The sequence below is a fragment of the Paraburkholderia sediminicola genome, from assembly GCF_046027825.1.
GTDB classification, from domain to species: domain Bacteria; phylum Pseudomonadota; class Gammaproteobacteria; order Burkholderiales; family Burkholderiaceae; genus Paraburkholderia; species Paraburkholderia sediminicola_D.
On record NZ_JAQQDU010000010.1, the window covers coordinates 53,979 to 74,002 of the forward strand.

General features: G+C 60.6%; 18 protein-coding genes. 6 read left to right on the top strand and 12 right to left on the bottom strand.

Annotation, left to right across the window (positions count from 1 at the left end; all coding sequences use genetic code 11):
• Positions 1-7: 7 nt before the first annotated feature.
• The 4 genes from PQQ96_RS07740 to PQQ96_RS07755 all read right to left on the bottom strand — a co-directional run bounded on the left by PQQ96_RS07740 (position 8) and on the right by PQQ96_RS07755 (position 6,338).
• Entirely contained in the window at positions 8-766 is a 759-nt protein-coding gene (locus PQQ96_RS07740) for an ABC transporter ATP-binding protein (protein WP_172309471.1), read from the bottom strand.
• The gene (locus PQQ96_RS07745) at positions 763-1,542 is read right to left on the bottom strand and encodes an ABC transporter ATP-binding protein (protein WP_054038612.1); all 780 of its coding nucleotides are present in this window, start codon (positions 1,540-1,542) and stop codon (positions 763-765) included. Before PQQ96_RS07745 ends, PQQ96_RS07740 begins: the two co-directional genes overlap by 4 nt.
• A 455-nt stretch (positions 1,543-1,997) precedes the next feature.
• The gene (locus PQQ96_RS07750; protein WP_408290536.1) at positions 1,998-3,713 is read right to left on the bottom strand and encodes a GMC family oxidoreductase; all 1,716 of its coding nucleotides are present in this window, start codon (positions 3,711-3,713) and stop codon (positions 1,998-2,000) included.
• Between the two features lie 1,086 nt (positions 3,714-4,799).
• Positions 4,800-6,338 (bottom strand): CoA-acylating methylmalonate-semialdehyde dehydrogenase, encoded by a 1,539-nt coding sequence (locus tag PQQ96_RS07755; protein WP_408290537.1) that lies wholly within the window; start codon positions 6,336-6,338, stop codon positions 4,800-4,802.
• A 133-nt stretch (positions 6,339-6,471) separates the two neighbouring features.
• On the opposite strand from PQQ96_RS07755, the gene PQQ96_RS07760 reads away from it, so the two are divergent.
• Positions 6,472-7,371, top strand: a complete 900-nt coding sequence (locus PQQ96_RS07760; protein ID WP_408290539.1) for a LysR family transcriptional regulator — start codon at positions 6,472-6,474, stop codon at positions 7,369-7,371.
• 343 nt (positions 7,372-7,714) lie between these two features.
• Complete coding sequence (locus PQQ96_RS07765; RefSeq protein ID WP_408290540.1) at positions 7,715-8,251, top strand: class IV adenylate cyclase; 537 nt, start codon at positions 7,715-7,717, stop codon at positions 8,249-8,251.
• 90 nt (positions 8,252-8,341) lie between these two features.
• Here the strand turns inward: PQQ96_RS07765 and PQQ96_RS07770 are convergent, their stop codons facing one another.
• Positions 8,342-8,833, bottom strand: a complete 492-nt coding sequence (locus PQQ96_RS07770) for an Lrp/AsnC family transcriptional regulator (RefSeq protein WP_408290542.1) — start codon at positions 8,831-8,833, stop codon at positions 8,342-8,344.
• Between the two features lie 148 nt (positions 8,834-8,981).
• Between PQQ96_RS07770 and phhA the strand changes: the two genes are divergently transcribed.
• Together phhA and PQQ96_RS07780 are read left to right on the top strand one after the other, a co-directional pair.
• A complete protein-coding gene (gene phhA, locus PQQ96_RS07775; RefSeq protein ID WP_408290543.1) occupies positions 8,982-9,872 on the top strand; it encodes a phenylalanine 4-monooxygenase in 891 nt (296 codons plus the stop codon).
• A 49-nt stretch (positions 9,873-9,921) separates the two neighbouring features.
• The gene (locus tag PQQ96_RS07780; RefSeq protein ID WP_408290647.1) at positions 9,922-10,266 is read left to right on the top strand and encodes a 4a-hydroxytetrahydrobiopterin dehydratase; all 345 of its coding nucleotides are present in this window, start codon (positions 9,922-9,924) and stop codon (positions 10,264-10,266) included.
• Between the two features lie 95 nt (positions 10,267-10,361).
• On the opposite strand, the gene PQQ96_RS07785 is transcribed toward PQQ96_RS07780, so the two are convergent.
• Positions 10,362-10,586 (bottom strand): DUF3717 domain-containing protein, encoded by a 225-nt coding sequence (locus tag PQQ96_RS07785; RefSeq protein ID WP_408290545.1) that lies wholly within the window; start codon positions 10,584-10,586, stop codon positions 10,362-10,364.
• A 160-nt stretch (positions 10,587-10,746) separates the two neighbouring features.
• Here PQQ96_RS07785 and PQQ96_RS07790 point away from each other — a divergent pair, with 160 nt between their 5' ends.
• Complete coding sequence (locus PQQ96_RS07790; RefSeq protein ID WP_028197606.1) at positions 10,747-11,433, top strand: response regulator transcription factor; 687 nt, start codon at positions 10,747-10,749, stop codon at positions 11,431-11,433.
• Between the two features lie 135 nt (positions 11,434-11,568).
• Positions 11,569-13,071, top strand: coding sequence for a sensor histidine kinase (locus PQQ96_RS07795; RefSeq protein WP_408290547.1), 1,503 nt, complete (start codon positions 11,569-11,571; stop codon positions 13,069-13,071).
• Between the two features lie 62 nt (positions 13,072-13,133).
• On the opposite strand, the gene PQQ96_RS07800 is transcribed toward PQQ96_RS07795, so the two are convergent.
• The 6 genes from PQQ96_RS07800 to PQQ96_RS07825 all read right to left on the bottom strand — a co-directional run bounded on the left by PQQ96_RS07800 (position 13,134) and on the right by PQQ96_RS07825 (position 19,532).
• Positions 13,134-13,658, bottom strand: coding sequence for an SET domain-containing protein (locus PQQ96_RS07800; protein WP_408290549.1), 525 nt, complete (start codon positions 13,656-13,658; stop codon positions 13,134-13,136).
• A gap of 220 nt (positions 13,659-13,878) precedes the next feature.
• Entirely contained in the window at positions 13,879-14,991 is a 1,113-nt protein-coding gene (locus PQQ96_RS07805) for an NADH:flavin oxidoreductase/NADH oxidase (RefSeq protein ID WP_408290551.1), read from the bottom strand.
• A gap of 73 nt (positions 14,992-15,064) precedes the next feature.
• On the bottom strand, positions 15,065-15,778 hold the full coding sequence (locus PQQ96_RS07810) for a glutamine amidotransferase (RefSeq protein WP_408290553.1): 714 nt from the start codon (positions 15,776-15,778) through the stop codon (positions 15,065-15,067).
• Positions 15,779-15,906: 128 nt separating this feature from the next.
• The gene (locus tag PQQ96_RS07815; RefSeq protein ID WP_074281782.1) at positions 15,907-16,545 is read right to left on the bottom strand and encodes a MarR family winged helix-turn-helix transcriptional regulator; all 639 of its coding nucleotides are present in this window, start codon (positions 16,543-16,545) and stop codon (positions 15,907-15,909) included.
• A 537-nt stretch (positions 16,546-17,082) separates the two neighbouring features.
• Complete coding sequence (locus PQQ96_RS07820) at positions 17,083-18,198, bottom strand: YbdK family carboxylate-amine ligase (protein WP_408290555.1); 1,116 nt, start codon at positions 18,196-18,198, stop codon at positions 17,083-17,085.
• A 128-nt stretch (positions 18,199-18,326) separates the two neighbouring features.
• Complete coding sequence (locus tag PQQ96_RS07825) at positions 18,327-19,532, bottom strand: cation:proton antiporter (RefSeq protein ID WP_408290557.1); 1,206 nt, start codon at positions 19,530-19,532, stop codon at positions 18,327-18,329.
• Positions 19,533-20,024: the final 492 nt, after the last annotated feature.

Here is a 20,024-nt window from a genome sequence, read left to right on the forward strand (position 1 = left end):
ACGCTTTTTATACGCCCAGTAGATCGTGCAGTACTGGCATCTTGCTTTCGAGTTCACTGGCCTCGAAGTGTTCGACGATGCCGCCGTGTTCCATCACGTAGAACCGATCGGCGAGTGGCGCGGCAAAGCGGAAATTCTGTTCGACCATCACGACCGTGTAGCCGCGCGCCTTGAGCGTCATGATCATGCGGGCAAGCGCTTGCACGATCACGGGCGCGAGGCCTTCCGATATTTCATCGAGCAGCAGCAAACTCGCGCCGGTGCGCAGAATGCGCGCGACGGCCAGCATCTGCTGCTCGCCACCTGAGAGCCGCGTGCCCTGGCTCATGCGGCGTTCCTGCAGATTCGGAAACATCGAATAGATTTCTTCGAGCGACATCATGTGCGCCTTGTCGCCGACCGGCGGCGGCAACAGCAGGTTCTCCTCACACGAGAGGCTTGAAAAAATCCCGCGCTCTTCCGGACAATAGCCGATGCCGCAATGGGCGATGCGATGCGTGGGCAGGTTGATGGTTTCGCGTCCGCCGATGCGGATCGAACCGGTGCGCCGGCCGGTCAGCCCCATGATCGCGCGCAATGTGGTGGTGCGCCCCGCGCCGTTGCGGCCCAGCAGCGTGACGACTTCGCCGCGGTTCACCGTCAAATCGACGCCATGCAGGATATGGGACTCCCCGTACCATGCCTGCAAACCCGCGATCTCCAGCGCGGGGGCACCGCCAGCCGTTCCGCTCACCTCGAGGTTTTCACGCTCGGCGATTGTATTCATGCGTGGGCTCCGGCGAGCGCCGCGTCGGCGCTGCCCATATAGGCTTGCATCACGAGCGGATTCTTGGACACTTCGGCGTAGCTGCCTTCGGCGAGCACTTCGCCCCGTTGCAGCACGGTGATGGTGTCGGAGATACCGGCGATCACGTTCATGTTGTGCTCGACCATCAGAATCGTGCGACCGCTCGATACTTTTTTGATCAACGCGGTAACACGATCGACGTCTTCATGGCCCATGCCTTGCGTCGGTTCGTCGAGCAGCATCAGCTCCGGCTCCATCGCCAGCGTGGTGGCGATTTCCAGCGCGCGCTTGCGGCCGTATGAGAGCTCGACGGTCAATACATCGGCGAAATCGGTCAACCCCACCTGGGTGAGCAAGTCCATCGCCCGATCGTCGAGCTGGCGCAACGTGCGTTCGCTCTTCCAGAAATGAAATGCCGTGCCGAGCACGCGCTGCAAACCGATGCGCACATTCTGCAATGCTGTCAGATGCGGAAATACAGCGGAGATCTGAAACGAACGGATGATGCCGCGCCGGGCGATTTGCGCCGGGCGTTCACTGGTGATGTCGATCCCGTTGAAGACGATCTGGCCCGCGGTCGGTTCGAGGAATTTGGTGAGCAGATTGAAGCAGGTGGTCTTGCCTGCCCCATTAGGGCCGATCAGCGCATGGATCGAGCCACGGCGCACGCGCAGGTTCACCCCGTTCACGGCGATGAAGCCTTTGAACTCGCGGGTGAGGCCGCGCGTTTCGAGAATCGTATCGCCGAGAATCATGTTCCCTTCCATACGGAGTAAGGCGAAGCATTACGATTGTCCGCGCGAACGGCTGCGCGACTTAGTGTGACGGCGACACCCCGTGCCGCTCGTTGGCGTGCTGCACCAATCCGGACGGTAATCCATGGGGCGGCACGCAGCATGGCTGCCATTGTCGCGCCAATGATGCAGCGCATTCATTGGGATTTGCACTTAGTGGATGAAGACTGCCTGAAAGGTAGGCACGCGGCGTGCTCAAGGGGCGCTTCACCCTTGCTCGGGGCGCGCCTGAAGGATGCGCACGCGATGCGTCAACCTTGTTCGGCACGTGCCAGTGGGATGCGCGAGCGATGCTCCAACCGTGCTCCGCGCATGTCTGGCGGATACGCGAGCGATGCTTCCATCGCGCTTGAGGCGAGCAGGGGGAAGGCCGAGGCACGCGCTGCGGCCTCGGCCTTCCCCTGTCACACGGTATGTCACACGGCGGACATGGACGGCGCAGCGCTCGTCTGGACCAGCACGCTACCGCCCACGCGTGCGCGACGGTCCTCACGAATCATGTCGCTGGCGCGTTCGGCGATCATCAGCGTCGGCGAGTTGGTGTTGCCCGAGGTGATGGACGGCATGATTGATGCATCGACCACCCGCAAGCCGTCAACACCGATAACTCGTAGACGGTTGTCGACTACCGCGCAGGGGTCGTCGGCGGTGCCCATACGGCAGGTGCCGACCGGATGAAAGATGGTGGTGCCGACCGCGCTCGCGGCCTGCTGAAGTTCTTCTTCGGTCTGGTACTGGATACCGGGCAGAATCTCTTGCGGCCGATAGGGCGCGAGCGCGGGTGCCGCGGCGATGCGGCGCGTGAGACGCAAAGCGTTGGCGGCGACGTGCCGGTCGTACTCGGTGGACAGATAATTCGGTGCGATCAACGGTGGCGCCGAACTATCGGCCGATTCGATGTGAATGCTGCCGCGCGAAGTCGGGCGCAACTGACACACGGACGCGGTGAACGCATTGAAGCGATGCAGCGGTTCACCGAAGCGATCGAGCGAGAGCGGCTGCACGTGATACTCGAGATCGGGGCGCGTGAGCGAGCGATCATCCGGATCGGATTTCGCAAACGCGCCGAGTTGCGACGGCGACATCGACATCGGACCGCCTTGAAAGAGCGCGTACTGCATGCCGATCATCAGCTTGCCCCACCAATGGGCGGAGGCCGTATTGAGCGTGCGCACGCCGTCGACCTTATAGGCCATGCGCAATTGCAGATGGTCCTGCAGATTTTCACCGACGCCGCTCAGATCCTTCATGACCTCGATGCCGAGATTCTGCAGACGCGCGCCATTGCCGATACCCGAGAGTTCGAGCAATTGCGGCGAGTTGACCGCACCCGAGCTGAGGATCACTTCGCAGCGGGCTTTGGCGAGATAGTCGGTGTTGTCGCCGCGATATTCGACGCCGGTGCAACCGCGTCCTTCGAACACGACGCGCTGGGTGTGCGCACCGGTGATAACGGTGAGATTCGGGCGCTTGAGCGCTGGACGCAAGAAGGCTTTCGACGCATTCCAGCGGATACCGCGTTTCTGATTGACGTCGAAGTAGCCGACGCCGGTGTTATCACCGCGATTGAAGTCGTCGGTGGCGGGTATGCCGGCTTGTTGCGCAGCTTGCGAAAACTCTTCGAGGATCTTCCATTTCAGGCGTTGTTTTTCGACGCGCCATGGGCCGCCCGCTCCATGCGATTCGGACGCGCCGGCGTGGTGGTCTTCGCTGCGTTTAAAGATGGGGAGGACGGCGTTCCAGGACCAGGAGGCGTCGTTGGTGACGCGGGCCCATTCATCGTAGTCTTCGCGCTGGCCGCGCATGTAGATCATGCCGTTGATGGATGAGCTGCCGCCTAATACGCGTCCGCGGGGATATGAGAGGGAGCGGCCGTTCAGGCCGGGTTCTGACTGCGTTTTGTAGAGCCAATCCGTGCGGGGATTGCCAATGCAGTAGAGGTAGCCTACCGGCACGTGGATCCAGTGGTAGTCGTCTTTGCCGCCGGCTTCTAGTAGCAGGACCTGGATTTCCGGGTCTTCCGATAGGCGGTTGGCTAGGACGCAACCTGCCGTGCCGGCGCCTACTATGATGTAGTCGAATTCGCCTTCCACGCGGCGGGGCGCCAGTGGCGTTTTTTCGGTGTTGCTCATGGTTTCGTCTCCTAAGCTTTTTTGCCTTCGCGGCGCTTTTGTCTGTGTGCCTACGGCGTTGGGCTTTGCCTGATTTGGTTGCCTTCGCGGCGCTCGTTCCAGTGTGCCTACGGCGTTGGGCTTTTCTTTTCTTAGTGGTCTATCTGTGTTGCCCCTGTGCGGGGCGGCACTTACTTTCTTTGCCGCCGCAAAGAAAGATAAGCAAAGAAAGCGGCTCGAACCGCAAACTCTTAAGCGGGTCCCCCGGCTTGGAGGGAGTAGTGGTGCATCTGGAATCTGTTCCCTCGCACATTCGGCGCTAGTGACAAGGCAGTCATACTTCCGGCGGCGCTGCGCGCGCCGAAACGTACTTCATAAAAACGTTGGTTCACTTGCGCCCACTCCATTTACATTCGCCGGCAGTCAGCCGCTTCGCTCAGTACTCTCTCTCACTCACATCTCCCCGTCGCCAACTGCTTCATTCCCTGACCTCATCTACTCACCTTTACTTCCGGTCGACTGCCTAACTCGGCACCCACTCCACGACCTCATCTAGTCACCTTTGCTTCCGGTCGACTGCCTAACTCGGCATCTTCTCCACTACCTCATCTACCCACATTTGCTTTCCGTCGACTGCCTAACTCGGCATCTTCTCCCGCTCGCATTTTCCGCCGGCCAACCACTTCACGCAGCATCCCGTATCGACACTTGCGCACTGTCGACGGCATCTGCTTGTACAACTCGCCACCCACCGATCAGGCGCCTCGCCGAGGCGAAGCCGATGGCCCCCACTGCGTCCAACCGAAGCCCCAGGTTTCCCTGGCGGCCCCATCCGCGACGCACGTAGTGCGGAGTGGGAGCTGATGACACCTTTGTCACTGACGCCAAATGTGCGAGGGCACGGATTCCAGATGCACCACTACCGCGACTGCGCGGGGGACCCGCTTAGCAGGGGGTTCGAGCCGCTTTCTTTGCTTATCTTTCTTTGCGGCGGCAAAGAAAGTAAGTGCCGCCCCGCACAGGGGCAACACAAATAGACCACTAAGAAAAGAAAACCCCAACGCCGCAGGCACACTGAAACGAGCGCCGCGCAGGCAAAATCAAAACCTACTTCGCTACAGGCATAGTGAACTCAGCCCCCTTCCCGATGCTATCGGGCCACCTCTGCATAATGCTCTTGTACCGCGTATAAAACCGCACACCCTCTTCGCCGTAGGCATGATGATCCCCGAACAGAGACCTCTTCCACCCACCAAAAGAATGCCAGGCCATCGGCACAGGAATCGGCACATTGATGCCGACCATCCCAATCTGGATCTGTCGAGAAAAAGCCCGAGCCACCCCACCATCGGAGGTAAACAACGCCACCCCATTAGCAAACTCGTTAGCGTTAATCAACTCGACAGCAGAAGCAAAATCCGGCACCCGCACAACACACAGCACCGGACCAAAAATCTCTTCACGATAAATCTTCATATCGGTCGACACATCGTCGAACAACGTGCCGCCGAGAAAGAACCCCTTCTCATGACCGGCCACCTGATGGCCGCGCCCATCGACAACCAGCTTCGCACCCGCCGCAACGCCGGCATCAATGTAACCCGTCACTTTCTCGCGGTGCGCCGCCGTCACCAACGGCCCCATCTCAGCTTCGGATTCCATACCATTCAAAATCTTCAGGCTCTTCACGCGCGGCGTCAGTCGCTCAATCAATTCATCGGCAATATGCCCCACCGCCACCGCCACCGAAATGGCCATGCAGCGCTCGCCCGCCGAACCATACGCCGCGCCGATCAACGCATCGACAGCCTGATCGAGATCCGCGTCCGGCATCACCACGAGGTGATTCTTCGCACCGCCCAAAGCCTGCACACGCTTGCCGTGCTTCGTGCCTTCCGTATAGATGTACTCGGCAATCGGCGTCGAACCGACAAACGACAACGCGCTCACCTCGGGATGCACGAGCAATGCATCGACCGCCACCTTGTCGCCATGCACGACGTTAAACACGCCATCCGGCAATCCCGCTTCTTTCAGCAGCTCTGCCAATCGATTCGCGGTGGACGGATCGCGCTCCGAGGGCTTCAGCACGAACGTGTTGCCGCATGCGATCGCCACCGGGAACATCCAGCACGGCACCATCATCGGGAAATTGAACGGCGTAATGCCGGCCACCACGCCCAGCGGCTGACGCAAATTCCAGTTGTCAATACCACCGCCGATCTGGTCGGTAAAGTCGGTCTTCAGCAGATTCGGAATGCCGCACGCGAACTCGACGATCTCGATGCCGCGCATCACCTCGCCCTTGGCATCCGAAAACACCTTGCCGTGCTCACGCGTGATCAACTCCGCCAGCTCGTCATGGTGACGGTCGAGCAATTCCTTGAACTTGAACAGCACGCGCGCCCGCTTGATCGGCGCGGTTTCGCTCCATGCAGGAAACGCAGCATTGGCAGCAGCGACCGCCGCGTCCACTTCAGCGACGCTCGCCAGCGGCACGCGTGCACTCACGCTGCCAAGCGCAGGATTGAAGACCTCGCCGAAGCGGCCGCTCGTGCCGTCGACTTTCTTGCCGTTGATGAAATGGGGCAGCGCGCGTGCGCTCGTCTCGCTCCGGACGGCCTCGTCCTGATATGTCTCGCTCATCTTCGTGTCCTCTTCCTATGAATGTCTTCCGCCCACCGCAAACGGCGTGATGAACGCAAGCGTACGGCGCTTCGGGGCGACAAATCCAATGAGTAATGCTCAACTGCGCTATAAGCCGCGCTAATATCAGGATATGGATCTGACTCTGCTACGGGCGTTCGTCACCGTCGCACGCGAGGGCAACCTCACGCGTGCCGCGGTGCAGCTTCACCTGACCCAACCTGCCGTCAGCCTGCAAATCAAGCATTTGCAGGAGACGCTCGGCGTGACGCTGTTCACCCGGACCTCGCACGGGCTTTCGCTGACACGCGACGGCCAGGCCCTGCTGCCGCATGCCGAACGTGCGCTGGCCGCCGCGAGCGACGTGCAGCGTGCGGCGGCCGCGCTGCGCCACGAAGTGCGCGGTCGATTGCGGATCGGCACGATTCTCGACCCGGCTTTTCTGCGCCTCGGCGGCTTTCTCAAGCAACTGGTGGAAACCTGGCCGCACATCGAAACGGCGTTGCGCCACGGCATGTCGGGCTGGGTGCTGGAGCAGGTTCGCGCGGGCGAACTGGACGTCGGCTACTACATCGGCTTGCCGTCCGACGACGATACGCGTGACGTCGCCGCCTTCCACGCCGTCACGCTCACCCACTTCCAGTACCGTGTGCTGGCGCCGGCCGGCTGGAAAGACCGGGTGAAAGGCGCGCGCGACTGGCGTTCGCTCGCCGCGCTGCCCTGGATCTGGACACCGCCCGCGTCCGCGCACAATAGATTGTTGTCGCGCTGCTTTGGCGAAGCCGGCGTAAAACCGGTTAAGGTGGCGGAAGTGGATCAGGAGCCGTCGATGCTCGATCTGGTCAAATCAGGCGTCGGCCTGACGCTCGCGCGCGATGCCACGGCGATCGCCGAGGCTCATGCGCACGCGTTGACCATCGTCGAAGGCGTCACCGTGCCGACTCAGCTCAGCTTTATTACGCTCGCCGAGCGCAAGGACGAACCGGCGATTGCCGCCGCGTTGAAACTGATCGAGCAGCAGTGGGCGACGTGAAAGCGGCATGAAGACATGCCTGAGGGCAAAACGGCAGCGATATGAGCCACGCTCATGACAGCCGCTCAGCGCGCGGCCGTGGCTCATGCTCGCAGGCCGTGCCGCGCAGAACGGCTGCGCTGATCGCCCCTGCCGGTCGTCGGCACGGATGACACCGACAGGTCATCGTCCTCGGCCACAGCATCTGAAACGACACCGTCACGCGCTTTTTGTTAGATTGGGGGTTCGCGCTTACGCGCTGGCTCCGCATCGTTTTGTTCCGTCTGATTTTGTCCTTCCCGGCGGCTTCGCCCCGGCAACACCGGAAGCCGCCGACCACTCCATCTTTCGACAGGAGCCTGACATGGCACGCAACATTGAAATCAAAGCCCGCGCCCAGCATTTCGAGCAACTGCGCGAACGCGCCGCGAAGCTCGCGCCGGACGCGCCGCTGATCTTTCGCCAGCAGGACTTTTTCTACGATGTGCCGCGTGGCCGCCTGAAGCTGCGCCAGTTCGACGACGGCACACCGGCCGAACTGATCTTCTATCAGCGCGACGACCGCGACGGCCCCAAGGCGTCGTATTACACACGCAGCCCGGTGACCAACCCTGAAGCGATGCACGCGCTGCTCGCCACGGCGCTGACCACGCGTGGCATCGTCACGAAGGAACGTCACGTCTACCTGACGGGCCGTACGCGGATTCATCTGGACCGCGTCGACGGTCTCGGCGACTTCGTCGAGCTCGAAGTCGTGCTCGCTCAGGACGACGACGAAGAAGGCGGCCACGCCGAAGCGCACGCGATGTTTGAGACCCTCGGTGTGCCGGAATCGGATCTGGTGGCGGTGGCCTACGTCGATTTGCTGAACCCGGACAGCGAACCGAAACAAGCTGCGTAAAACTTAAGCATGGCGGGTCGCGACGAAATCAATCCGGGAACGGCGACCCCCAACCATCCCGAATTCCCGAAAGGTCGCAAAGCCACCGCATCACGCGGCGGCGGCCCCCGGCGACAGATGGCCGAGCGGCAACGGGCCATTGCGCTTGAACGTGGTCAACACGATATTGGAGCGCACGCTGTCGACGCCCGGCACGCGCATCAGCTTCTTCATTACGAACGTCGACAGATAATTCAGATCGGGCGCCACGATGCGTAGCAGGTAATCGGCGTCGCCAACCACCGCGTGGCATTCCAGTACTTCCGGCAGCACGTCGATCTGTTGCTGGAATTGCTCGATGATCGAGTCGCCGTGATGCTTCAACTTCAGGCTCGTAAAAGCCGTGACGCCGAGACCAAGTTTTTCTTGGCGCAGCACGACGCGATAGCCGTCCACCACCCCCACCTGCTCCAGCCGCTGCAAACGCCGCCCAATCTGCGACGGCGACAGCGGCACCTGCTCAGCCAGTTGCTGATGCGTGGCCCGGCCAAAGCGCTGTAGAACGTCCAGCAGCGCGAGATCGAAGTGATCGAGTTCCAACATGATTAATATCCGCACTAAATCTGTAATCAATGCACGATTATTGCATATCGATCCTCTGTAACGCCATCATTGCGCCCTTTCCGCAGACCTGCCGCTCTACACTTGCATCACCGTTTCAACCCGCAGTCATCGTAGAACGCGCAGCGATATGTCCACAGCCAACACCGCCAAACTCAAAGAGCAATTCGACGCCGGACTCGAAACCCGCGCCGATTTCACCATCGACCAGCCAACCGAACGATACGGCGCAGTCGACCACGCTGTCTGGCAACAGCTTTATGCACGCCAGACAGCGCTGCTCAAGGGCCGCGTGTGCGATGAGTTTCTGGCCGGCGTCGACTGTATCGGCATGCCGCCCGACCGCGTGCCCTCTTTCGACGAAATCAACGCCAGGCTGACGCCCGCGACGGGCTGGCAAATCGTCGCCGTGCCCGGACTCGTGCCCGACCAGGTGTTCTTCGAACATCTGGCGAACCGCCGTTTTCCGGTGACATGGTGGATGCGCCGCCCCGACCAGCTCGATTATCTGCAGGAGCCGGACTGTTTTCACGATCTGTTCGGCCACGTGCCGCTGCTGATCAATCCGGTGTTTGCGGACTACATGCACGCATACGGCCGCGCCGCGCTGGCCGCCAACGATGCCGGCGCCCTGCCGCTGCTCGCGCGGCTCTATTGGTACACAGTCGAGTTCGGCCTGATCCGCGATGCGGCCAGTCCGAACGGCGTGAAGATCTACGGCGCGGGCATCGTCTCGAGCAAAGGCGAGACGCTCTACAGCCAGCAAAGCGCGGCGCCGAACCGGCTCGGCTTCGACCTCGAACGCGTGATGCGCACGCGTTACCGCATCGACACGTTCCAGAAAACCTACTTCGTGATCGACGACTTCACCCAATTGTTTGGCGTCGCGCAAACCGACTTCGCGCCGCTCCTGGCCAAGCTGGCCGCGGAGTCGGCGTTCGCAGCCGGCGACGTGCTCAAGCACGATCGCGTCATCACGCGCGGCTCCCAGGAAGGCTGGCAGACCGACGGCGATATCTGACAACCAAAGCTGATCGGGCCGACAGCAGGCTGTTGGCATCCGTGAAAAAATAGCGGATGCGCACGCCCATCGGCGTGCCTGTTCAGATCAACGAGGTAGCACCATGATTAACAAACTGACTTCCGAAGAACGTGCCACGCAGGTCGCGGAACTGTGCGGCTGGCAAGCCGTGGCAGGCCGCGACGCGATCCAGCGCCACTTCAGATTCGCCGATTTCAACGAAGCATTCGGCTTCATGACGCGCGTCGCGATCAAGGCACAGGAGATGGACCACCACCCGGAATGGTTCAACGTGTACAACAAGGTGGAGATCACGCTGTCGACGCACGAAGCCAATGGTTTGACCGAGCGGGACATCAAATTGGCACGATTTATCGACAGTATTACAGTGTAATACAATCGCTCAGGTGCACTAATGCGCCCCGTATCGAGCGGATTGGGCGAAAATGAAAGGACATTGCAGGCAATCTGGCGCCCAAACCTTCAGTTCTACAGGTTATTATTAAGGCGCACGTAAGAATCCCAGGCAAGCCTTGCAATCCTGTCTAAACGATCCGGCGATAGCGTCTGCTGACGCTGTACAATCATCAGCGCATACGGCTTGGAGAGCGCGCTTGCCTCCTTGCACAGAACGAGTTCGTCACCGCTTGAAGGTGAGCGGGCGCGCCAGAAGTTGATCGCGGCTTCCAGTTCGTGAATCGTTATCTCGGACATGATTCCTGATCGCTCATTGGCCGCATTAACGCTGCTCGATAGCTGCTTCGTGGTCCTTCGTGCCAGTTCGGCATGACCATGCCGCACGCTGGCTGTGCAGCAGGCGCCCCGGCGAACCGCTTGCCCAAACGCCTAAACCCATTGTACTTGAGCGAAATCCATGCGACTCCTTCTGATCGAAGATGACCGCCCCATCGCACGCGGCATCCAAAGCAGTCTCGAACAAGCCGGCTTCACCGTCGACATGGTCCATGACGGCATTTTCGCCGAACAGGCCCTCACCCAAAACCGCCACGAACTGGTGATCCTCGATCTGGGCCTGCCCGGTATCGACGGTATGACACTGCTCGCGCGCTTCCGTCAGAGCAATCGCCACACGCCGGTGATCATCCTCACCGCGCGCGACGAGTTGAACGATCGCGTGCAAGGCCTGAATTCCGGCGCGGACGACTACATGCTGAAGCCGTTCGAACCCACCGAACTCGAAGCGCGCATCCGTGCGGTGATGCGCCGCAGCGGCCCGCACGGCGATATGCCGCGTCCGGAAGTGTCGCTGGGTGGTGTGCGTCTGTCGGGCGTCGATCGCCGCATTTTCAACGACGACAAGCCGCTTGAACTGTCGCCGCGTGAATTCGCCGTGCTCGAAATGCTGCTGCTGCGCCACGGCCGCGTGGTCAGCAAGGCTCAGTTGCAAGACCATCTGACGCATTTCGGCGGCGATCTCGGCGATACCGCGATCGAAGTCTATGTGCACCGGGTGCGTAAAAAGCTCGAAAACTGCCGTGTCGAAATCGTCACGGTGCGCGGCTTCGGTTACCTGTTGCAGGAAATCCGCCAGGCCGCATAATCGTCGCAAGGGCCGCACTCTGTGTTGCGGCCTGACGGCGCCGGGCCGGCGCCGCGCACTCGGTGCGCAATTCGCCGGCATCCGGCGAATTTTCACGGCGTTTTTTGCCGTTGCTTCTTTCCCGCGCGTTCGATCATGCCCCAGCCGGCCGCTAATAGTTTGCGCCGCACGCTGCTGCGGCGCCTCGCTGCTCCCCTTTCGCTGCTCGCACTAATGAGCGGCCTGATCGCTTACTGGCTGGCGTGGCAGTACACCCAGCACGTGGTTGACCGGTCGCTCGCCGATCTCGCCACCGCGATCTCCAAACAGATCCAGATAGCCGGCCCTGACGCCAAGGTGACGGTGCCGCCGCTCGCGCAGGCCATGTTCTCCGATCCGGTCGAACAACTCGTTTATCGGATCAGCAACGGCGAAACCGAAATTGCCGGCGACCACAATCTGCCGCTGCAGGGCACCAGCGTGCGGCGTATGCATTATGCGTACGTATTCGAAACCCAACACGAAGGCGTGACGGTGCGCGTGGCGCAGGTGCGCGTCGATCAGCCGAGCGGCAATCCGATCGTCGTCGAAGTAGGTCAGCCGGTACATCACCGTTTTCGCATCGCCGCCGAGTTTCTGGTCGCGATTATGATGCCGCTGCTATTGCTGCTGCTGGCGGGCTGGGTGATCGTGTGGCGGGTCGTCAATCAACAACTCAATCCGCTGACCGATCTCGCGGACTCATTGAACCGGCAAACGCATACGTCGCTCGAACCGGTTGACGAGACCTACGTGCCGGTTGAAATCCGGCCGCTCACCGGCGCACTGAACGCGTTGCTCGACCGTCTGAAAACCGCCCTCGACGGCCAGCGCAAATTTATCGCCGACGCTGCGCATCAGTTGCGCACGCCGCTCACCGCCGTCAAGCTACATGCAGAACAGGCCGCGGTCGCACGCGACCCGCAGCAGACGCTCACCGCGGTCCGTGAACTGCGTGCAGCGGCTGATCGTGCTGTGCGGCTGTCGAACCAGTTGCTTTCGCTTGCGCGCGCCGAGCCGGGCGAACAGGCGGCACGTTTCGTCAACGTGGACATGGCCGCGCTCGCTTTCGATACGGGTGCGGAATGGGTGCCGCGCGCGCTGACGTTCCACGTCGACCTCGGCTTCCAGCGCCTCGACGATCCGGCCAACGATCACCCGCTGATGGCGCGTGGCAATCCGGTGCTGCTGCACGAAGTGATCGCCAATCTGCTGGATAACGCGCTCAAGTACGTGCCGCCGTCGCGCTTCGATGGCGGTCGCATTACCGTGACGGTGTCGCAAACCGTGATCGACGAGGTCCGCATGGCTGAGATCATCGTGGAAGACAATGGGCCAGGCGTGCCGCTCGCACAGCAAGCCGATCTGTTCAAGCGATTCTTCCGGGGCGACGGTCAGACTGAGGCCGGCGTGGATAGCGGTGCGGGTCTCGGTCTTGCGATCGTCCACGACATCATGGTGCTGCATCACGGCAGCGTGCATTACGAAGATGCACCAGAAGGCGGGGCGCGCTTTATCGTGCGTATTCCGCTTATGCCGACCAGCGTTCAGCACGACGTCGATCCCGAGACACGGCGTCCGGCAAAAAAATCGGCGCACTCGGCGCCGATCGATATGTGACTCTGCAGTAGGTCAACGGGCTGCATCGAGTTAACTGACGTTCAACTCAGGCAGCCCGCGTTTCATTTCTTCTTCTCTTTCTTCGCCGACGTCTTCGCCTTCTTCACCGTCTTGTCGGATCCGGACGCGCCCTTCTCTTTCTCCGGCGGCGCCAGCATCGTGCCGCGGCACTTGCGCGCGCCGCAACGGCATTCGTATTCCTTCTTGAGCTTCTTGGTCTGACGCGCGTCGATGACGAGGCCGTAGTCGTAAAAGACCTCCTCACCCTCGGCGATGTCGCGCAGCGCGGTTACGTACACGTGACCGTCGATCTCTTCGGCTTCGCAGTTCGGCGCGCATGAATGGTTGATCCAGCGCGCGCTATTGCCGTCCACTTTGCCGTCGATCACCTTGCCGCTGTCGAGTGCGAAGTAGAACGTGTGATTCGGTTCGGCCGGATTATGCGGATGACGGCGCAACGCTTCCTTCCAGGAGATCCGCTCACCCTTATATTCGATCAGCCGCTCGCCGGCCGCAATCGGCTCGATGGCAAACACGCCTTTGCCGTGCACACCCGAACGGCGCACGGCGATCCTGCGTGAACTCATTGAATGAATCCTTGTGAAGAACTGGGGGTGAAGATCCGGCAGCCGTCAGAATTGCCCGCGTCTAACGCGCTGCTCTTTCTGACGCGGATAGCAAACGCGGCGCCTTGCGAGCGCCGCGTCGACCTGCGACGCTCATGCGCCACATCCGGCATCCTACACGTTCAAGACGGCTTCGTTCAACCGTCAATAAGACGCACGCGCTCAAGGCGCATTGGCAGGTTCACCGTTGTCCGAAAGAAATGTCGCCGAACAGTGCTTTTTGCTCGCGCGGTTGCGAACGCCAGTACTGCGGCGGCGCTTCGACCGTCGCGCCGAGTTGCGCCGCGGCGTGCCACGGCCAACGCGGGTTGTACAGCAACGCGCGGGCCATCGCGATCAGATCTGCGTCGCCGTTTTCGATCAGTTGTTCGGCATGCAGCGGATCGGTAATCAGGCCGACGCCGATGGTCGTGAGACCAGTTGCATGTTTGACGGCGCTCGCGAACGGGATCTGGTAGCCCGGCTCAAGCGGAATCTTCTGCAATGGCGAGACGCCGCCGGACGACACATCGATCCAGTCGCAGCCGCGCTTTTTCAACTCCTGTGCGAACGCGATCGTGTCCGCGAGCGTCCAGCCGCCTTCGACCCAATCAGTTGCAGAGACACGCACGCCAACCGGTTTGTCGGCGGGAAACGCAGCACGCACGATGTCGAAAATTTCGAGTGGAAAGCGCATACGGTTTTCGAGCGAACCGCCGTAGTCGTCGCTGCGTTGATTGGCGATCGGCGACAGGAACTGATGCAGCAGATAGCCGTGTGCTGCGTGCACTTCCAGTGCATTGATGCCGAGGCGCGCGGCGCGGCGCGCGGAGGCCGCAAACGCTTCGCGGATCCGGTTTAGTGCGGGTGTGTCGAGTGCGAGCGGCGGTTCTTCACCCGCTTTGTGCGGCAACGCCGACGGCGCATGTGGCAGCCAGCCGCCTTGCGAAACTGGAATCAGTTGACCGCCTTCCCAAGGCACGTGGCTCGACGCCTTGCGCCCCGCATGCGACAACTGCATCGCAACGAGAATCGGCGAATGCTTGCGGATCGCGGCCAGAACCGGCTCAAGCGCGGCTTCGGTGGCGTCGTCCCACAATCCGAGATCGCCCGGGGTGATGCGGCCATCCGGTTCGACGGCCGTCGCCTCAATACACAACAGGCCGGCGCCGGATAGCGCGAGACTGCCGAGATGGATCATGTGCCACGCCGTCGCCTCGCCACGTTCGGCGGAATACTGGCACATCGGGGAGACGACGATACGATTGGGAAGCGTCACGCTACGCAGCGTGAGCGGAGAAAAAAGCGCGCTCATGGATTACGCCCAGAAAAAACCCAAGAGCGAACGAGCATAGCACCGCGGGTGATTGTCTGCAGCCTCGCTCAGATCAGGGTTTCGGCTCGACCTGATCGAGCCACTCGCCAAACATCCGGCGCGCGGCGGCTTCCAGCGCCGGACCGAACTGCGCGGTCTCTGCCCGCAACTGACGCGCATCGATACCGTGGCCGGCAATCTCACCGGCGTTGCCGATCAGCCAGGGTTCGAACCGGTCAGCGCGAATCTCCGGATGACATTGCAAACCCAGCACGTGACCGCCCCAGGCGAAAGCCTGGTTTTCGCACGCAGGCGTCGAAGCCAGACGCGTGGCGTTGTCGGGCAGATCGAAGGTATCGCCGTGCCAATGCAGCATCGACGTGTGCGCGCCGTCCAGATGACGCACCGGGGAAGCACGGCCCGCATCGGTGAGCGTTAGCGGTGTCCAGCCGATTTCGGTATGGCCTGCGGGATAGACGCGCGCACCGAGTGCACGGGCGATCAATTGTGCGCCGAGGCAGATGCCGAGCGTCGGCAAACCGGCGGCAATGCGCCTTTCGATCATGGAGAGCAACGGGACGAGCGTCGGATAAAGCGCGTCGTCGGTTGCACTGATCGGACCGCCGAGGACCACCATGAGCGATGCGGCAACCGGGTCCGGCGCTTCGATACGGCCAAGGCCGACATCGAGATAACGCACCGGCCGACCACGCTCGCCGAGCTCCAGCTCAAAACTGCCCAGATCCTCGAAGTATACATGGCGAATGGCCAGAACTTCGCGATTCATCAGCCTGCCCCACCTTCAGGTTGACTAAAGACTTGCCGCTACACGGCGCGAACCGGCCAGCGGACGGCAAACGCCGCCCGCCGGAACACGGCTTGGCAGTGTAGCGGATTGTCCCGGAAAACGCCGCCTTATTGGGCGAAGATCTTCCAGGTCTTCTTCTGGGTGGCAACGTCAGCCGCTTCGTACACCGAGCAATCGAGACGCAGATCCGTGTCCGACATATTCATGTCGAGCAGCGCGCAGTGATGCGGCGTCTTCTTCGGATTCTTGCTCGGCTCGAAGTGTGTGCAGCTCAGGCACATGCGGTGCGGCGGAATCGTGCCCTGCGCTTCCAGCTGGTGAATGGTCTTCAGCAGCGTGCGATAGAACAGCGTCTGCTCTTCCTCGCGCAGCGTGCCGACCGCTTTGGCCAGGAAGTCCGGCCATTGCGCAGCGCGCTTGGCAGCGGTGCGGCCACGCGCCGTCAGACGGACCGCGAGAGCGCGGCCGTCGTCGAGGGCACGGCGCTTTTCGACCAGACCCTTGGTCTCGAGCGTGCTCACGGCATCGCTGGTGGTCGCGGCGGTCAGCGCCGTTTCACGGGCGATTTCGCCAAGACGCATCGGGCCTTTGCGTTGCATCAGCAAGACCAGGATTTCGCCTTGGGTCGGCGTCAGGCCTGCGCCTTCCGCCCATTCCCAAGCCTGGCTCCGCATGGCCGTGCTCAATCGCAATAGGCTGTGGGTCACTCGCCCGGTTGCCTGTTCTCCGTATACGCCTTCGCTCATAATCTTCGATTCGTTTATTTAAAGCTTTGGTGCGATGCCGGCAAACCGCCGCCGAACACGCCCGTAGCCTGTGTGGGGTAGCCTCGCCCAACAGCAGACGAGACGGTTTCTACTATCTCAAAAATCTACCGCCTTGCAAGCCAAAGGCGGCGAAAACGACATTCTATGCGAGACCGGCCAATCGTACAGCTAAGTTATCCAACATAACCTGTGGATAACCATGGGAAAACACCGGGATGGCATGTGTGCCGATTCTTGATAAGCACCTGGTCGCCACCGCCCTTACCAAAGTTGTCCTCGTTTACCGGCACCGATACGCCTTGGATCAGCCCAGTTATGGTTTACGTAGCGCTTTGACTTTTCAGGGAATTATTCAGTTGTCCACAGGCAGATGCAATGCTTGTTAACTACTACTATGTTTGTATACGTAAACTTTAGAAAAACCTAAAGCACCTCGAGCTGGAAATTTATTTACGAAAAAAAACCCGCACGAAGCGGGTCTTCCTTACGGTTTAACGTACGCATTCCTGCATCTGGCTAGGCTCGCCACTGCAGACACTGTTGCCTGACAGCCTCATGCAAGGACTTTTCCTGCTCGAAAACGCCGCGCAGCCACGTCGCATCATTGACCTGGCCACGCGCGATCGCACCGATTTCCGCGAGTGCGTTGCCCGAACCTAATGCTTCGGCGTGCGGCGCAATCAGATCCAGCGTTTCGAGGATGTCTTCGGAAATCGTCTTGCGCTCGCTCGTTTGCGGATTGATGCAGTTGCCGGCCAGACCAAAGCGGCATGCTTCAAACCGGTTGAACGTGTAGACGAGGTAATCGTCTTCCTGCGGCGTGATCGGCTTGTCGAGCAACAGATGCCGTGCCAGCGTCTGGATGTAGCAGGCAATCGCCGCGGCGCGATCCACTGAAAACGGCGTATCCATCACGCGCACTTCGATCGTGCCGAAACCCGGCTTCGGCCGGATATCCCAGTAAAAATCCTTCATGCTGTTGACCACGCCGGTGTGAACCATCTTCGAGAAATATTCTTCGAAGCTGTCCCAGGTCAACACGAACGGCGCGCGGCCCGACAGCGGAAACGCGAACACGGAATTCAGGCGTGCCGAATGAAATCCGGTGTCGACGCCCTGCACGAACGGTGACGAAGCGGACAACGCAATGAAATGCGGAATAAAGCGCGACATGGAATGCAGCAGATACAGCGCGCTGTTCGGATTCGGACAGCCGATGTGCACGTGCTGGCCGAACACCGTAAATTGCTTGGCCAGGTAGCCGTACAACTCCGAAAGATACTGAAAGCGCGGCGTATCGACGATCTGCCGTTCGCTCCATTGCTGGAACGCATGCGTGCCGCCGCCGCACAAGCCGACATTCAGGTGATCGGCCGCGGAAACCAGCGTGTCGCGGATCTTGCGCAAATCGGTGACGGCCTGTTCATGCGTCGTGCAGATACCGGTCGACAACTCGATCATGCTTTCGGTGATTTCCGGCGTGATGTTGCCAGGGATTTTTTCGTCCTTGATGAGGCGCATCAGATCCGAGCCGGCTTTGGTCAGATCATAGTCGTGCGTATTAACGATCTGCATCTCGAGTTCGACACCGAAAGTGAACGGTTTCGAATCGATGAAGGGTTCGAGTGACATGGCGTCCCCTGAGTCAGGTCGGCCGGTGTGTGTCACATGGGTGTGTCACACACCAGCCGTTTTTTAAGCGAATAAGCTGAATAAAGCGCGCAAATCAAGCGCGTGAAGAATCGAGCAACGGTGCGTGGCTAGTCTTCGCGCCGTTCGGACACCAGCGCCAGACTGCGATACACAAGCCACGGGCCGAGAATCTGCAGCACGAAGATCGAACACATCACGATGGCCCGCAATTGCGGATCGAAATTCGGATAAAGGTTGTACGTATCGTCGACGAGCAGGTAGGCAAGCGCCGACATGGGCGATAACGACAAACCGAGCGCCATGCCCTGCTTCCAGTTCAAGCCGCTCGGCTTGGCGAACGCCATCACGCCAACCAGTTTTGCAACCAGACGCGCAACAATCAGACCCAGCGCCGCGACTCCGCCGAGTGCGATGTCTTTCCATTCGAATGAAGTCAGCGTCAGCACGAACAGAATCACGGTCAGCAACCAGCCGGCCGTGCCGAAATGTTCCGGCCACAACTGCGGACGCGCTTCAAGATTCTTCACGATGATGCCTGCGGCCAGCAAGGCAAGAATGGTGGAAAGCTTGAACACATGCGCCACCGCAATGGCCAGCAGCACGAGGCCGAACAGCGCGACGAACGAATGCTCGTCCTGCATGTTCAGGCGGCGATAAAAAAACGTGCAGGTGCGCGCCAGCAGATAGGCCAGCACGAGGGAGCCGACCAGCAGGTACAGCGGCTGCAGAATCGTGGCGTATACGTTGCCGTAAACCTCCTGATGCAACCAGCTGGAGACAAGTTTTTCGATCACCACCGCATACATGCTGTTCAGCGCGGTAAGGGTCAATAACCGTTGGGTCACCTGACCTTCTGCGCGCAGCTCGGTTTTGAGCTGGATCACCATCGCCGGCGAAGTCGCCATGGCAATCGCGGCGAGCACCGTTGCCACGATCAGTGGCACCTTCAGGAACAACAAAACCGGCAACACCAGCGCGAATGTCAGCGTGGCTTCGGCGATGCTCGACAGAATCAGCCATGGATTGCGGCGAATCCAGCGCAGATCGAGCCGGCTACCCAGTTCGAATAGCAACAAACCGAGCGCCACATCGAGCAAGGGCCGCGCGGCGCTTGCGGAATCCGCGTCGATCACACCGAAACCGGCTGCGCCTGCGACCAGACCGATGACCGCATACCCGGAAATGCGCGGCAAACGCCACGCGCGATAGCAAAGTTCGCCGCACAAACCTGCAGCAAGCAAGGCAAGACCAGCCCAAAAAATGGCGTCGGGTGTGAGTGGCCAGGCTGGGAAAAATGAAAACGCCGACTTCATCGTGATGGGTTCTCCTTTGCAGCAACGGCAGACAACACGAACCGGCGCAAACACCGGCGAGCGGATGGGCGCCTCGGGCGCTCACTGTCGCGATCGCTTCGCGTGACCCGCGTTGCGAGTTTTCAACGATCGGATGATCTGAATACGCCGCAGCCGCTGGGAGCGCGGCGCATTCTGGGGTGCGGCCGTAGCAACCGGCCCGGCACGGTGAAAGAACGCCGTCGACTTTGAATCAGATTCTGATTGAGCGGCACCGTTCCGTTGCAGCGTGTGCCGCCAGAGGCGAGGCACGACGCGGAAAAGAACGGCGATTGTGCCATAGCTTTTTCGTACTCGACCGAAAGCACAGCAACATGCAGGCAAAACGGTAAAAACGTACGTTATCTTCGTGAGATGAGGAAAAACCGACCGTTCTAAAAACGGGGCTGGCTCTCATAGGGTACACATTCGACGTGGCAGATGTGTTTTGTGGGGCACTAACGGATGCGTTTT